Annotated in this window: 9 protein-coding genes and 3 pseudogenes; 7 read left to right on the top strand and 5 right to left on the bottom strand. The window is 65.8% G+C overall.

The genetic code is table 11. The features are described 5' to 3' along the window. Positions 1–96: 96 nt before the first annotated feature. On the top strand, positions 97–300 hold the full coding sequence (locus M5I08_RS16845) for a helix-turn-helix domain-containing protein (RefSeq protein ID WP_370328496.1): 204 nt from the start codon (positions 97–99) through the stop codon (positions 298–300). Positions 301–522: 222 nt separating this feature from the next. Here M5I08_RS16845 and M5I08_RS16840 read toward each other — a convergent pair whose 3' ends face one another. Both M5I08_RS16840 and M5I08_RS16835 read right to left on the bottom strand, forming a co-directional pair. Further along, positions 523–1,053 carry a hypothetical protein gene (locus M5I08_RS16840; protein WP_249762854.1) on the bottom strand — a complete coding sequence of 177 codons (531 nt, stop codon included), beginning with the start codon at positions 1,051–1,053 and terminating at the stop codon, positions 523–525. A gap of 81 nt (positions 1,054–1,134) precedes the next feature. Further along, entirely contained in the window at positions 1,135–1,395 is a 261-nt protein-coding gene (locus tag M5I08_RS16835; protein ID WP_249762853.1) for a hypothetical protein, read from the bottom strand. 515 nt (positions 1,396–1,910) lie between these two features. On the opposite strand from M5I08_RS16835, the gene tnpC reads away from it, so the two are divergent. Further along, the gene (tnpC, locus tag M5I08_RS16830; RefSeq protein WP_249762852.1) at positions 1,911–3,407 is read left to right on the top strand and encodes an IS66 family transposase; all 1,497 of its coding nucleotides are present in this window, start codon (positions 1,911–1,913) and stop codon (positions 3,405–3,407) included. 131 nt (positions 3,408–3,538) lie between these two features. On the opposite strand, the gene M5I08_RS16825 is transcribed toward tnpC, so the two are convergent. Next, a complete protein-coding gene (locus tag M5I08_RS16825) occupies positions 3,539–4,258 on the bottom strand; it encodes a potassium channel family protein (protein WP_219069171.1) in 720 nt (239 codons plus the stop codon). Positions 4,259–4,713: 455 nt separating this feature from the next. On the opposite strand from M5I08_RS16825, the gene M5I08_RS16820 reads away from it, so the two are divergent. Continuing rightward, a complete protein-coding gene (locus M5I08_RS16820; protein ID WP_219069173.1) occupies positions 4,714–6,423 on the top strand; it encodes a hypothetical protein in 1,710 nt (569 codons plus the stop codon). Between the two features lie 23 nt (positions 6,424–6,446). On the opposite strand, the pseudogene M5I08_RS16815 reads toward M5I08_RS16820, so the two are convergent. Further along, positions 6,447–6,776 (bottom strand): annotated as a pseudogene (locus M5I08_RS16815) (hotdog fold domain-containing protein); the annotation flags it as partial. A gap of 26 nt (positions 6,777–6,802) precedes the next feature. Here M5I08_RS16815 and M5I08_RS16810 point away from each other — a divergent pair. Continuing rightward, positions 6,803–7,309 (top strand): annotated as a pseudogene (locus M5I08_RS16810) (TetR-like C-terminal domain-containing protein); the annotation flags it as partial. A gap of 229 nt (positions 7,310–7,538) precedes the next feature. Here M5I08_RS16810 and M5I08_RS16805 read toward each other — a convergent pair. Next, complete coding sequence (locus tag M5I08_RS16805; RefSeq protein ID WP_219069177.1) at positions 7,539–9,449, bottom strand: ABC transporter ATP-binding protein/permease; 1,911 nt, start codon at positions 9,447–9,449, stop codon at positions 7,539–7,541. Positions 9,450–9,576: 127 nt separating this feature from the next. On the opposite strand from M5I08_RS16805, the pseudogene M5I08_RS16800 reads away from it, so the two are divergent. The 3 genes and pseudogenes from M5I08_RS16800 (at position 9,577) to secA2 (ending at position 14,130) form a co-directional block, all read left to right on the top strand. Then, positions 9,577–10,493 (top strand): annotated as a pseudogene (locus tag M5I08_RS16800) (thiamine pyrophosphate-dependent enzyme). A gap of 87 nt (positions 10,494–10,580) precedes the next feature. Then, positions 10,581–11,834, top strand: a complete 1,254-nt coding sequence (locus M5I08_RS16795; RefSeq protein WP_249762851.1) for a DUF2254 domain-containing protein — start codon at positions 10,581–10,583, stop codon at positions 11,832–11,834. Beyond that, positions 11,794–14,130 carry an accessory Sec system translocase SecA2 gene (gene secA2, locus M5I08_RS16790; RefSeq protein ID WP_219069182.1) on the top strand — a complete coding sequence of 779 codons (2,337 nt, stop codon included), beginning with the start codon at positions 11,794–11,796 and terminating at the stop codon, positions 14,128–14,130. The genes M5I08_RS16795 and secA2 overlap by 41 nt, the downstream gene beginning before the upstream one ends. The last annotated feature ends 42 nt before the right edge of the window (positions 14,131–14,172 follow it).

The following is a 14,172-nucleotide window of genomic DNA, read 5'->3' as shown; positions in this document are numbered from 1 at the left end:
GTTATCGTGGCGCAAACAGCTGGTGATGGCAACCTCTTTCTGCCAGGGCGGACGCTGGGCTATCCTGCGAGACGATGAGCCTCTTCCCAGGGGCGGGTGTCCACACATCTGGCGTGCCTGTCCGATTGCGGTTATGCGCAGGTGCGTCGGCAGGGCCGGTTCGCTTACTACCGCGTGACCGACGCGCGGGTGGCTGAGCTGGTCATGCTGGCGCGTGCGCTGGTCGCCGACAACGCCGCCGCACTCGCCGATTGTGTGCGCATCGGCGCGCCCACCGACCGGGAGGTGATCGGGTCGTGACCAAGCACCGTGCACCACCGCCGCGGCCGGCTCGGTGGTGCTGGCCGGGCTCGGCTACACCGTGCACCGCCCATCCGCCAGCATCCGCGGCAGTACGGACCCGGCGTGCTGCGCCACATCGTCGCCGCGGACCTCGACTCGCAGATTCTTCGACCAATCACTGATAGCCCGCATCTGCCAGGTGCACTCCCGCCTTGGATACCGGAACGGTTAACACTCCGATTACCCTTGCGGCAGTGCATCTTTCGTGTGCGCTACACACATCAACGCCGAGTTAGTTGAAAAACCGAGGTCTACGAAAGTGGGGGTACTCCAGACGACGAACCCAAGGGCGTCTGCGACCGCTGCTACGGCTGGCGCGAGGACTCCGAATCCGTCAACGACATCCTCCAAGAAAAACTGCACAAGCGCCGAATGATCGCCTATATTTAGCGCCCCTACATGCTGCTGGGCTTTGGCGTCTTCGGCGCGAAGGGCTGCCTCCACGAATTGCTGATCGTGGCCGGTCCAGACATTCGGGTTGAAGTAGACGACTCTGCCGTCGTCGCTGGGAACCCTCTTGACGAGATGGATATTGCGCAAATGCCGCAACGCGTCCTTAGCCGCTTCCTTGTCGTCGATCGCCTCGACAGCTGCCAGCGCCGCGTCCTCGTCAAGGGGTTGCAGCGTGGTGGCGCGAAGAATGGCCAGCGCCGAACGCTGCACGTTAGTCGCCACGACGATATCCAGCAGGCGCCCGGCAGCGCCGATCAAATCTGCAGGAGGCGGGATGAACGCGTCAACATTGTGCAAGGTGCCCTCCGGGTCGTCCCGGCACTCGACCCACCCCAGTTGTTACAGCGTAGGTAGCACATCACGCAGCAGCATCCGGCGTCCGATGGCCGCCTCGGTGGCGATTGCTGCCACACGTGTCGCCGAGGACAACCCTGAGTTACGCAACCGCCAAGCCATCTCGTAAACCTGGCCAGCCCACTGCAGTGCATCAAGATCGGCGTGCGCGGCAGTTACCCCGTAGGCACCCAGATGTCTCGACACCCCCAACAACAACTCAGCGTCATCAAGCACCCGCAAGTTTCCTTCCCCGAAGCGCAGCACTCAGGTTAGCGTGCCCACCGATCACGCGGCCCGCTACGCGAAATCCGTTAAGTCCTGTTCTTCAACGGTCGGCGTCAGTTCGGGTCCGTCGGATAGGGAATTCCCACACCCGAGCGGCTACGACAAATCACCGGATACGGCCCTACAGATAAGGGTGTTCCCCAGGATGCCAATAACCGCAAAAGCCTCGAATCCATCGGACGATTAATTAAACGAATTAACGGCTCAGGACACTAGCCGGCGTAAACATTCAGCCGTTTCGCGGAGGCGGTGAGGTCGCGGCATCTGCGCCTGGGTGGTGGCGCCGAGGCCGTTACGGGTCGTAGCTATGGTCGGTGTTTGTGGCTATCAGGGAAGCTCGTGCAGTGGTCGATGCGCTGGCTGATTGGCAGCCGCGTCGACGTCAGGGGTGTGAACGCGCCGCTGCGACAGTGGTGACTGTCGGTGCTGGTGTGGCTGGTGTGGTCTCGGCGTGTCGCCGGTGATGTTGGTGGTGGGGCTGGTGTGATCTCGGAGTGGCCGCGCCCGAGGAGATGTCGCGTGAGGAGCTGATCGCGCTCGTCGCTGGCCAGGCGGCGCGGATCGCCGAACAGGACGCGCGGATCGCCGAACTGGCCGCGGCCAACGAGGAATCCGCGGCGAGGCTGGCCAGACTGGAGCATCTGCTCTCGCGCAACAGCGGCAACTCGTCGATGCCGCCGTCGCAGGACGATGCCCCAGGCCGCGTGGCGCCGGTGAAGCCGAAGCGTCGGAGCGGGTCGGGGCGGAAGAGGGGCAAGCAGCCCGGAGCCCCGGGGACGCATCTGGCCTGGACCGACGGCCCGGCTGAGCGAGTGGACCGGTTCCCGCAGGGGCGGTGCGGGTGCGGCGCGGAGCTGGCCGGGGCGGCGGATCTGGGGATCGTGGACCGCTACCAGCAGCACGAGATCCCCGCGATCGAAGTGCGGATCACCCAGTACGACCAGCATCGGGTGATGTGCGGCTGCGGCCGGGTGCACACCGCGACCCGCCCCGACGGTGCCCGGTCCGGGCCGGTCGGGTACGGGCCGAACCTGCAGGCTCTCGCGGTGTATCTGATGGTGGTGCAGTTCATCCCCGCGCACCGGGTGGTGGAGCTGCTGGACTCGCTGACCGGCGCCGCCCCCTCGGTGGGGTTCGTGCACGGCATGCTCGCGCGCGCCTCCGCGTTGCTGGCCGAGGTGGACAAACGGATCCGCGCCCTGATCACCCTGGCGTACGCGGTGTGCTGCGACGAGACCCCGCTGCGGGTCGGACCCAGGACCCCCAAGCTCGGCCGGAAGAAGGCCGAGAAGTATCTGCTGGTCGCCTGCACCGAGTGGTGCACCAGTTATCTGGTCGGCGACCGGGATCTGGACACGTTCAAGAGGTCCGTGATCACCGAGCTGGACGGCGCGGTGCTCGTGCACGACCGCTACCAGAACTACGACTCTGCCGCGCTCGGCGATCACACCCATCAGCTGTGCTGTCAGCACCTCGGGCGGGATCTGGGCGATGCCGGCGAGGTCTACCCCGACGCGGAATGGCCGCCCCAGGTCGCTCGGGCGCTGCGCTCGCTGATCCACCAGGCCAACCTCGCCCGCGCCGCCGGTGCCGACGGCATCGACCCCGCCGTGCGTGACAACCTTGTCGGCGAGTTCAAACACGGAGTGCTGGTAGGGCTTTCGGAGACAACCAGCGGCGGCGACCGTCCGGGCGAACGCAAGGCTCGGCTGCTGCTGGAAACCCTGCGCGACCGCGAGGCCGACACGCTGCGCTTCGCCTTCGACCTGCGTGTGCCGCCCACCTCCAACCAGGCCGAACGCGACCTGCGGCCGGCCAAGATCCAGCAGAACATCTCCGGGCGGCTCACCAGCGAGAAACGCACCGAAGACCGCTACCGCATCCGCGGCTACCTGTCCACCGCGGCCAAGCACGGCCGCAACACTTTCGGCACGTTGCGCGAGGCCATCATCGGCCAACCCTGGATGCCACCCGACCCAGCCCCGGCCTGACCGCGGCGCGACAGCGGCCCGACCGCCACCACCGAATCCAACCATTCCGGCGGGGGCGCCGCGGGGCGCAATCACACAAGTCGAACCACAGGTCAACGTCGGGGCTGAATGTTTACTAGCCGGCGGGCTCGTTAGCCTCTCGCCCGCACCTCTTCTGCCAGTTCTCGGATTTGGCTGCGAAGCTCCTCGATATGAGCAGCTGTGGCCGCCTGATTCGCGGTCTCTTTTTCGGCGACGCGCTCGATGATGAACGATGCGAGGGTTGCCGTGACGACACTGACAAGACCGATCCCGCCAATCATCAGCAGCACGGCGATGACCCGACCGGCGTTGGTGACCGGGTAGACGTCGCCGTAGCCGACGGTGGTCACCGTTGTGATCGACCACCATAGCGCCTTTCCGAAAGAGTTGATGGTAGCGCCGGGCTGGTAGCGCTCCTCGTCGAACGCGGCCAACGATGCTGTGTAGATCAAAAGCAGGACACCTGAGGCTGTGTAGCTGACGATGCGGCCCCTAAGCGCATCCCCGGCTGCCCTGTTCAGCACTTGGATCAGGACAATCAGGCGCAGCAAGCGAAGTGGTCGTGCCATCGGCAGCACAACAATCGCGAGGTCAAACAGGTGCCGGAAGAACCACCGCGGCCGGTTGCAAGCGAGGCGAAGCCGCGCAACGTAATCCAAGATGAACAAACTCCAGATGATCCACATGACCGCCCGCAGCACATGGGCTTCACCTCCGTGTGGCTGGGCGAGCACCTTCACGGAGTACACGCCCAGGAATATGAGGGCGGCTGCGGCGAGCGGCCATTCGCTACGCCGTTCCCACCGCCGCAGATTGGTTTGGGTGCTCATGCCGCGCAGTATCGCCGTTGCGCTGCGCGCTCGTCGACAGATGGCTCCCCTGATATTCCCGTGGGTGGATTTTTGGTGTAGGGGGGCGAAAACGGCTTATCAGTAGTTGAATCGTTTTTTGAAACGATTGACAGTAAAATGGCCGCAAAACGATGTATTTTCTCGGTCAATTCCCTTCATCCTTTCCGGATCGGATCCTATTTGGTCCGCAGTCCGGAAAGTGGGAGGCACGCCAAACCGCCTCCCGGCGACGTGTCGACGCACGCGAACGCGGCGCTGCGGCTGTGCGTGCCGGGTCGGGCGACCAATCCGGCTCGGGCAGTTCCGGTTTGAGCTGCAGGCGGGTGGCGGGCGCGGTCATGATATTGGGTCGCGCGGGTTGAGAACTGCTGGGGGTTTTGTTGGCCAGTAGCGGCCAAACGGAGTTGTCGGACCCCTCTGGGAGTATTTGCCGCATGATCGACCGCAAGCTGCGCCAGTGGCGCGGGGTGAAACCGGTGGCCGCTCCCACGGGTGTGGCGATCACCACGCGGCTGCGCACATCCGCCGAGGACGAGCTCGTGCTCGACCAGGTCGCAGCCCACCTTGGCCGGTTGCGCCGCGCGGATCTGGCCGCAACCTGCCAGCGGGAACCGGCCGATGCGCGGTTGAGTGACGATGAACGCCGCCAGGTGCGCCGCGACCGGCTTAATGCGCGTAAGAAGGCGTTGACCCCGCGGTCGTCGGCGCGGTGGGCCAATGCGATCATCGCCGGCAACGACGACCAGCACCGGCTGGCGCGGGACGCCGAGTTCCGCCACATCGCGGGTTTGCGGGCGGCGATCGCCACCATCGACAAACGCCTGGCCGCGCCGACTGCTGACACGTTGACTGCGGGCGAGCGCAAGGCCCGCCGCAAAGCCAAAGCGGTGAAGGGGTATGCCACCCGAGCCGAGCGGTTCGCCAAACAACAACGGGTGCAGCATCTGCGGGCCGTGCTTGCTCGAACCGAAGAGGATCGCCGTAACCACCGGGTGCGGGTGGTCGAGGGCGGCAAGCGCCTCGCCGGTATCCGCCACCACCTCGACGACGCCGGGCTCACCGTCGATGGCTGGCGGCGGCGATGGGATGCCGCGCGCTACCGGATCAGCGCCAACGGTTCCCCCGACGAGCCGTTCGGCAACCTGACGATCACCGTGACCCCGGCCGGGCAGGTCAGTGTGCGGTTGCCCAAGCCGCTGGAGCGCTTGGCCAACGCCCCACGGGGCCGCTACGTGCTGTCGTGCCCGGCGGTGTTCGCGTATCGCGGGCAGGAATGGGCGCACCGCATCGGCGGCGGCAACTCGGTGTCCTACACGATCACCCGCAAGCCCGGGCGCGGCGGCAGGTACCTCGCCGCGGCGTGGGCGATCCCGTCGCTGCCCTATTGGGCGGGCCGTGCCGGCTGCGCCGCCGGCGACGACGTCTACGCCGCCGGCGAGCTTGCCGGGGCAGATCTCAACGACGGCCACCTGGCGGTGCGCCGTCTCGACCGCCACGGCAACCCGGTGGGGGCGGCCGAACGCATCGACATCGACGCCACCGGCGCCGCGTCGCGCCGCGACGCCCAGGTCCGCCACGCCATCACCCAGCTCATCGGATACTGCCAGCGGCATGGGTTGACCGCGATCGCCGTGGAAGACCTCGACTTCGCCGACGCCCGCACAACCGGCCGAGAAACCATGGGCCGCGGAAAACGGGGCAAACGGTTCCGCCGCACCGTCATCTCGGGCATCCCTACTGGACGATTCCGTGACCGGCTGACCGGGATGGCCCATCGCGCGCAGATCACGGTGTTCGCGGTCAACGCCGCTTACACCAGCCAATGGGGCGCCCAACACTGGTGCCGCCCCTATGAAAACGTCACCCGTCACCAGGCCGCGGCCACGGTGATCGGGCGTCGCGCCCAAGGTTTTCCGGCACGGCGGCGGGAAGGTGTGACACCGGCGCGACCGGAGGATCGCGCGGTGAGAGCTACCGACCAGACCGCGCCGGGAAACCCTGCGGCGAGCAGTACCGGTCGCCGACACCGGCCAAGGATGCGAGGAACCAAATCTCGCCCGCCTTGCCGGAACGTACGCGGCGATCCGGGCCGGGCAACCGTTACCCCGGCACAGTTGGCCGACAATGACCAACGCCAGTTGTAACGGTCGGTGAGGGATTCGCTACCTCGCGAGATCTGCTCGAGCAGGTCACCGAAACCGGAGAGATCACCATGGGCGGCGAAGTGGTCGGTGCTGACCGTGATGAACACCGCCCTCGCGGTGAACCGGGCGACCCCGTCGGTGCCCGTACCCGTCCCACTGACATGCAATGCCCGTCCCGCCCGCGCGGTGATGTGTGCGGCGATGCGGTGGCACTGATGCAGCGGCACCGGCAACAGATACTCAACGGTCGGGCTGCGCGTCACTGCCGGTGTGCCGGCGATCCACAACGTGAAACCCAAGACGTCGTCCCACCCGGCGGCGACCGCGCCGCCGGGTGCCAGTCCGGGTGCACCACGATCGGCTTATTCATCAAGCACCAAGCCGTCGCGCACCAAGTACGTCGCGCGCAGACTTCAACAGCTCGTCGCACTTGCTCGCGGCCACCTTCGAGCGGCTCTTACCTCAAGTCACCCCGCCCGAACCGGCCAGTGGGACGCTGCGGGAAAGGCTCATCGAATTGCTCACACGCCAGGCCGCACTGTTCGCCGACGCGCCACTGCACGTCACCATGCTGGCCTGGCTTGCCCTAGGTCCCACTGCTGCCACCGACCCCGCCGTTGGTGAGTACACCGCTGGGGCGCTGCGAGCCCGAGTCATTGACCAATACCGACAACCCTTCGACGCCATCCTGCAAAGCACCGAGGCCCGCGCCGACCTCGACGACTTCAACTTGCAACTGGCACTGTGCCAACTCCTCGGACCGCTGGCGTTCGCGCGACTGACCGGCCTGCGTGCCATGACTGCCGACGACTGCACTCATATTGTCGATGACTTCCTCGCCGCTCACCGGCAGCCGAAGTCAGTACACCGGCCGTCTCGTTTGTAGAAACGGGACAGCCCACTGCACACCACTCCCAGCCCCAATTCCCAGCTCGCGGTGTCCCATTGCCTGCCTCACACCGCGTGTCTCGGATCCCTACTGTTGTCAGGTAACGAGACAGTCATCGACATCACGGCGATCCTCGGTTATGCCCGCGTCAGGACCACCGGCCAGGACCCAACCGCGGTCCCCAAACTCGTGGTTCGGGAGGATGCTCGCAACCCTCGCCGACCCCTTAAACCCTCGCCGGTTCGCCTTTCAGTGGGCCCAGCCGCCATTGGCCTTCGCCGATCAGCTCGAGCCGCTGATTGTGGTGGTGCTCGACCGTGCTGCGGTGACTGACGCTGACTACTATGGTGTGCGGCAACTCGCTGCGCATCAGCTGATACATCGCCAACTCCAGCCCCTCATCCATCGCCGAGGTGGCTTCGTCGAGAAACACGGCTTTGGGCCTGGTCAACAGGACCCGCGCGAACGCGACCCGCTGCTGCTCTCCGGGAGAGAGAACCTTCACCCAGTCCTCAACATCGTCAAGCCGGTGGACCAAGTGCCCCAACGCAACCCGACTCATCATGTCGCGAAGCTCCTCGTCCGGCACGTCGCCGGTGGCTGCCGGATACGACACGACCGCTCGCAGATCACCCAGCGGCACATAGGGCAGCTGCGATAGGAACATGGTGTCCGCGCCGTCGGGTCGGCGCAAAGTTCCTGTCGCATAGGGCCACAGCTGGGCGAGGCTGCGCAGCAGCGTGGTCTTGCCGCTGCCGGACGGGCCGGTGATCACCAGCGCGTCGCCGCCTGCCAAGTGCACGTCGAGCGTGTCGATGAGCTGGTCGCCGTCCGGGGTGCGCACCTCGACGCTCTCGATGTCGACGGTGCCGTCGAGGCTTGGCTTGACCAGCAGCTCGGGCAGCTCACGGGCCTTCTCGTCGGCCTCGACAAGCCCGTTCAGCCGGATGATCGCTGCGCGATAGCTCGCGAATTGGTCGTAGGCGTTACGGAAGAAGGACAACCCGTCTTGGACGTTGCCGAACGCCGCCGCGGTCTGAGTCACGTCGCCGAACCGGATCTGACCGGCAAACAACCGGGGCGCCTGGATCACCCAGGGCAGCGGGACGATCGCCTGACTCATCGACACGTTGAATCCGAACCAGCCGACGGTCCGGTTCACAAACCGCAGATAGTTGTCGATGATCGGGCGGAAACGGGCGTTCAGCTGCGCGCGTTCGGCGCGCTCGCCGCGGTAGAACCCCACCGCCTCGGCGGCGTCGCGTACCCTCACCAGCGCATAACGGAAGGCGGCGTTGGTGAGCTCGTTGCGGAAGCTGAGCCTGATCAGCGGTCGTCCGATCCAGAAGCCAATGATCGTCGCAAACAGCACATAGACGATGACGATCCAGAACATCGCCTTGGGCAAGGTGACCCCGAACAAGGTGAGCGGTCCCGACAGGTTCCACAGAATCGCGGTGAACGACACCACCGACAACATCGAGCTGATCGCACCGAACACCAGCACGCTGCCGGTGCCGTTGGATGGCACGTTGGGGGTGGCTCCGGCATTGGCGGTCAACACGTCGATGTCTTGCTGAATACGCTGGTCGGGGTTGTCGATGGTGCTGTCGATGAACCGCCCGCGGTAGTATGCCCGCCCCTCCAGCCAGTCGCCGGTGAGCCGCTCGGTGAGCCAAACCCGCCACGCCACGATGAAGCGCTGCATGAGGTAGACGTCGAGCATGAAGCGAGCGACGTGCAGCACCGCCATGATGCTGAAGATCAATATCGACATCCAAAAGCCATGCACGCCAGACGCTTTCACGGCCTCATTGCCAGTGGCCATGCCCTGCACGGCGGTCTGTACGGACGAGCTCAGATCGTTGGCCTGATAGCTGAACAACACGTTGAGACGCACCGAGATAACGACCGACAACAGCAATACCCCGAGCATCAGCCAGGCCCGGAAACTCTGCCGGCCGATGAAATAATCGCCGGTGATCCGCCAGAATTGGCGACCCCACCGGGTGAGCGATCGCAGCAGCGCCAGCACGACGATCGCGCTGACCGCACTGATCACCCAGGTCAGCGCCACCCAGGAAAACGAATCGGCCAGCGCGTGACCCCAGTTGATGGATGGCTTGAACAGCTCCACGGTGCGCCTGCTCCTCGGTTGCGGCTTGCGGGTCCACCGCGGGCGTCGAAGCCCACCTGACGAACCTTCCCGCGAAGCTACCGCAGCAGTCCGGTTAAAGCTGAAGTCAGGTCGTTACGCTCAGCGGATGGGCACCGAGGCCGAGAACTCCTTTCACGCGGGCCGGCTCGTCGCCCGCCGGCTGAAAGCCAGCGGGATCGACACCCGCCACGAACAGACCGCGGCCTTTGCGGCCGAAGGCTGGCTGGGCGAAGGTGACGCGCCAACCGGGGGTCGCCGCCCTGACCGCGGGTCCGGGCGTGACCAACGGGATGAGCGCGATGGCCGCCGCCCAGCAGAACTCCTCGCCGCTGCCGGTTCTCGGCGGTCGGGCGCCGGCGGGGCGTTGGGGGATGGGGTCGCCGCAGGAGATCGACCATGTTCCGTTCGTCGCTCCGCTGACCCGATTCGCTGCCACCGCGCCGTCGGCTGAGGCCGTCTGCGGGCTCGTCGACGAGGGGTTGCTGGCCACGGTCGGCGCGCCGTCGGGTGTCGCGTTCATCGACTTCCCGATGGACCACGTCTTTTCCATCGCCGCCGATCCGCTGGCGTTTTCTCGGGCACGCTCAAAAGCTTTGGGGCAGGCCGATGTTGCGGTCGTCGTGGGCGGGTCCTGGCTACGCGCTGGCCGCCAAGCTGGCCCGGCCCGACCGCCAAGTCGTCCTGCTGCAAGCCGACGGCGCCTTCGGATTCAGCGGCATGGAATGGGACACGCTGGCGCGACACAACGTGCCGGTGATGTCGGTGATCGGCAACAACGGAATCTGGGCGCTGGAGAAACACCCCATGGAGGCGTTGTACGGCTATTCGGTGGTGGCAGAACTGCGTCCCGAGACCCGCTATGACGAGGTGGTACGAGCGCTTGGTGGACACGGTGAGCTGGTGACAACGCCTGCCGGGCTTCGGCCCGCCTTGAAGCGTGCCTTCGGCAGCGGCCTACCCGCTGTCGTCAACGTGCTCACCGACCCCGCTGTCGCCTATCCACGCCGATCCAATCTGGCGTGATTTCGAGTGCTGCGACATGGGTAATTACCCGGCGTGTGGCATGTGCCCCGGTATCGGATTCCGCATGGCTCGGGCGCATGGTTCTGGGTGACGCCTGCGCTGTGCGTTGGTGCGGCGATCGGATTGGCCGCCGGACTGGTCGTCACCAACCACAAGTTCAATGTGACCAGCCCTGTTCTGTTCCAGGGACCGCCGTCGGGTGCGCGCACTTCGTTGAATTCGATCATCACCGCGATGATCTCGTTAACCGGGCTGGTCTTCTCGGTCACCTTCGTCGCATTGCAGTTGACCGCCGGCCAGTTGTCGCCTCGAGTGCTGCAGGTGTTCTTGCGTGATCGCATCATCCACTTCACCTTCGGGGTGTTCGTCTTCACCTTCGGGGTGTTCGTCGCGACCTTCGTCTACGCCATGGTGGTGCTGCAGACGGTGAAAGGGAGCTCGTCGGATGCCGACGTGCCACGGCTCGCGGTCAGTGTGGCGTTCCTGTTGGTGTTCGCCAGCGCCGGCGTGTTCACGCTCTACATCGCGCATGTAGCGCAAATGATGCGTGCCTCCACCGTCATTGCCGAGATCTCGCATGAGTCCCGTGGTGTGCTGGACCGCATATATCCCACCGACCCGGTCCAGCCCAAGGAGTTTGATCGTCTGTCGGCTCCGGCACGCGTGGTCGAGGCGTCACGCGAAGGCCTGCTGATCGGGGTCAACGAGTCCGGGCTGGTCGAACTGGCGGGGCAAGCACAGTGTGTGATCGTGGTAGAGCACCGGCAGGGAGATTACGTTCCGGAAGGGGCAAAGCTGTTCACACTCCACGGTGAGCCCGACGACGTTGACCACCTGGTCAAACGGGCGAATAAGCAACTGGTCTTGGGGGCCGAACGGGCCCCCGAGCAAGATCTGGCGTTCGGCTTCCGGCAGTTGACCGACGTCGCCGATCGGGCTCTGTCGCCGAGTACGAACGACCCGACCACGGCCTGCCGGGCCTTGGATGCGCTGCACACTCTGTTTCGGCGGCTCGCGACTCGTCCGCCGGCCCCGGAGGCGGTATGCGGGCCGGATCGAGCGGTGCGATTGGTGATGCCGCGCTACCAATTTTCTGACCTGCTCGATATGACGATGACCGAAGTCTGGCACTACGGGTCCGATGAGGTGCAGGTACCCGAAAGGGTCGCCCGCATGCTCGACGACCTCGCCGAGGTGGCCCGCCCAGAGCACCAGGAGGCGGTGAAACGCTGGATCGACGTGGTCGGTGCATCGCCACGCTGGTCGCCTTTATCGCCGCGCTTCCGCGTACCGTTGTTCTGTGCCAAAGACCACCAGCCCTTCGGCGGGGCGCCTCGGTAGCCGATTCTGGCGGCTGCTCGGCGCCAGCGCCGAGAAGAATCAAAATCGTTCACTAACCCAAGTCAGCGCGTCAGCGGAGTACGACGAGAAGGCCGCCGACCTCGACGACGAGCAGCTGCGCAAAGCCGCGGGATTGCTCGACCTCGACGACCTCGCCGAGGCGCACGACATCCCGCAGTTCCTCGCCATCGCGCGGCAAGCAGCCGAACGCTCTACTGGGCTAAGGCCGTTCGATGTGCAGCTGCTCGGGGCGCTGCGCATGCTGGCCGGCGACGTGATCGAAATGGCGACCGGCGAAGGCAAAACTCTGGCCGGAGCGATCGCCGCGGCGGGGTACGCGTTGGGCGGCCGGCACGTTCACGTCGTCACGATCAACGACTACCTGGCCCGCCGCGACGCCGAGTGGATGGGTCCGCTGCTGGAGGCGCTGGGCCTGACCGTCGGCTGGGTCACTGCTGAATCGACGGCCGACGAGCGTCGCGCGGCCTACAAGTGCAATGTCACCTACGCCTCGGTCAACGAGATCGGGTTCGACGTGCTGCGCGACCAGCTGGTCACCGATGTCGCCGACCTGGTGTCGCCGAACCCGGACGTGGCCATGATCGACGAGGCCGACTCCGTGCTGGTCGACGAGGCGTTGGTCCCGCTGGTGCTGGCCGGAACCAGCCATCGGGAGACCCCGCGGCTGGAGATCATTCGGCTGGCCGGTGAGCTAGAGGCCGGCGAGGACTACGACACCGACGCCGACAGCCGCAACGTCCACCTGACCGAGGCCGGAGCACACAAAGTCGAAAAGCGGCTCGGCGGAATCGATTTGTACTCCGAAGAGCATGTCGGCACCACGCTCACCGAGGTCAACGTCGCGCTGCACGCGCATGTCCTGCTGCACCGCGACGTGCACTACATCGTCCGCGACGACGCGGTGCATTTGATCAACGCTTCCCGCGGCCGCATCGCCCAGCTGCAACGCTGGCCCGACGGTCTGCAGGCGGCGGTCGAGGCCAAGGAGGGCATCGAGACCACCGAAACCGGCGAAGTGCTCGACACCATCACTGTGCAGGCGCTGATTAACCGGTATCCGACGGTGTGCGGCATGACCGGCACAGCGCTGGCGGCCGGCGAGCAGCTGAGGCAGTTCTACAAGCTCGGCGTTTCCCCGATACCGCCGAACGCGCCGAACATCCGCGAGGACGAGACGGACCGGGTCTACATCACCGCTGCGGCGAAAAACGACGCGCTCATCGCCCACATCACCGCCGTGCACGAGACCGGGCAGCCGGTGTTGGTCGGCACCCATGACGTGGCCGAATCCGAAGAGCTGCACGAGCGGCTCCAGCGTCGCGGCGTTCCCGCGGTAGTGCTCAACGCGAAGAACGACGCCGAGGAGGCGGCAGTGATCGCCGAGGCCGGCAAGCTCGGCGCCGTCACCGTCTCGACCCAAATGGCCGGCCGCGGCACCGATATCCGGCTCGGCGGCTCGGACATAAGCGACCATGCCCCTGAGAAAAAAGAGGTGGTCGAGCTGGGTGGGTTGCACGTGATCGGCACCGGCCGACACAGCACCGAGCGGTTGGATAACCAGCTGCGCGGACGCGCCGGCCGCCAGGGCGATCCGGGGTCGACGGTGTTCTTCTCCAGCTGGGAGGACGACGTCGCCGCCGCCAACCTCGACCCCAACAAGCTGCCCACGCAGACCGACGAGGACGGCCGCATCCTCAGCTCCAAGGCGGCCGGACTGCTGGAGCACGCTCAGCGGGTCGCCGAGGGACGGCTGCTAGACGTCCATGCAAACACCTGGCGCTACAACCAGTTGATCGCTCAGCAGCGCGCGATCGTCGTCGAGCGCCGCAACACCCTGCTCAGCACTGCCACCGCTCGCGAGGAGCTGGCCGAGCTGGCGCCCGAGCGCTATGAGGAGCTCTCCGAGACTCTGCCGGACGACCGCCTGGAAACGATCTGCCGGCTGATCATGCTGTATCACCTCGACCGTGGCTGGGCTGACCACCTCGCCTACCTTGCCGACATCCGGGAAAGCATCCACCTGCGCGCCCTGGGGCGGCAGAACCCGCTGGACGAATTCCACCGGATGGCCGTGGACGCCTTCGCATCCCTAGCCGCCGACGCGATCGAAGCAGCCCAGCAGACTTTCGAAACCTCGCCGACGATCGAGGACGAGCCTGGCGTGGACTTGTCCAAGCTGGCCCGGCCGACATCGACGTGGACGTACATGGTGCACGACAACCCGTTGTCTGACGACTCGCTTTCCGCGCTGAGCCTGCCCGGCATCTTCCGCTGAGGCCGCGGCGAGCTAAGGTCACGCCTCATGAGCCGCGTCGGC

Source organism: Candidatus Mycobacterium methanotrophicum (genome assembly GCF_023515995.1).
GTDB classification, from domain to species: domain Bacteria; phylum Actinomycetota; class Actinomycetes; order Mycobacteriales; family Mycobacteriaceae; genus Mycobacterium; species Mycobacterium methanotrophicum.
This window is presented reverse-complemented; position numbering and strand designations above follow the sequence as displayed.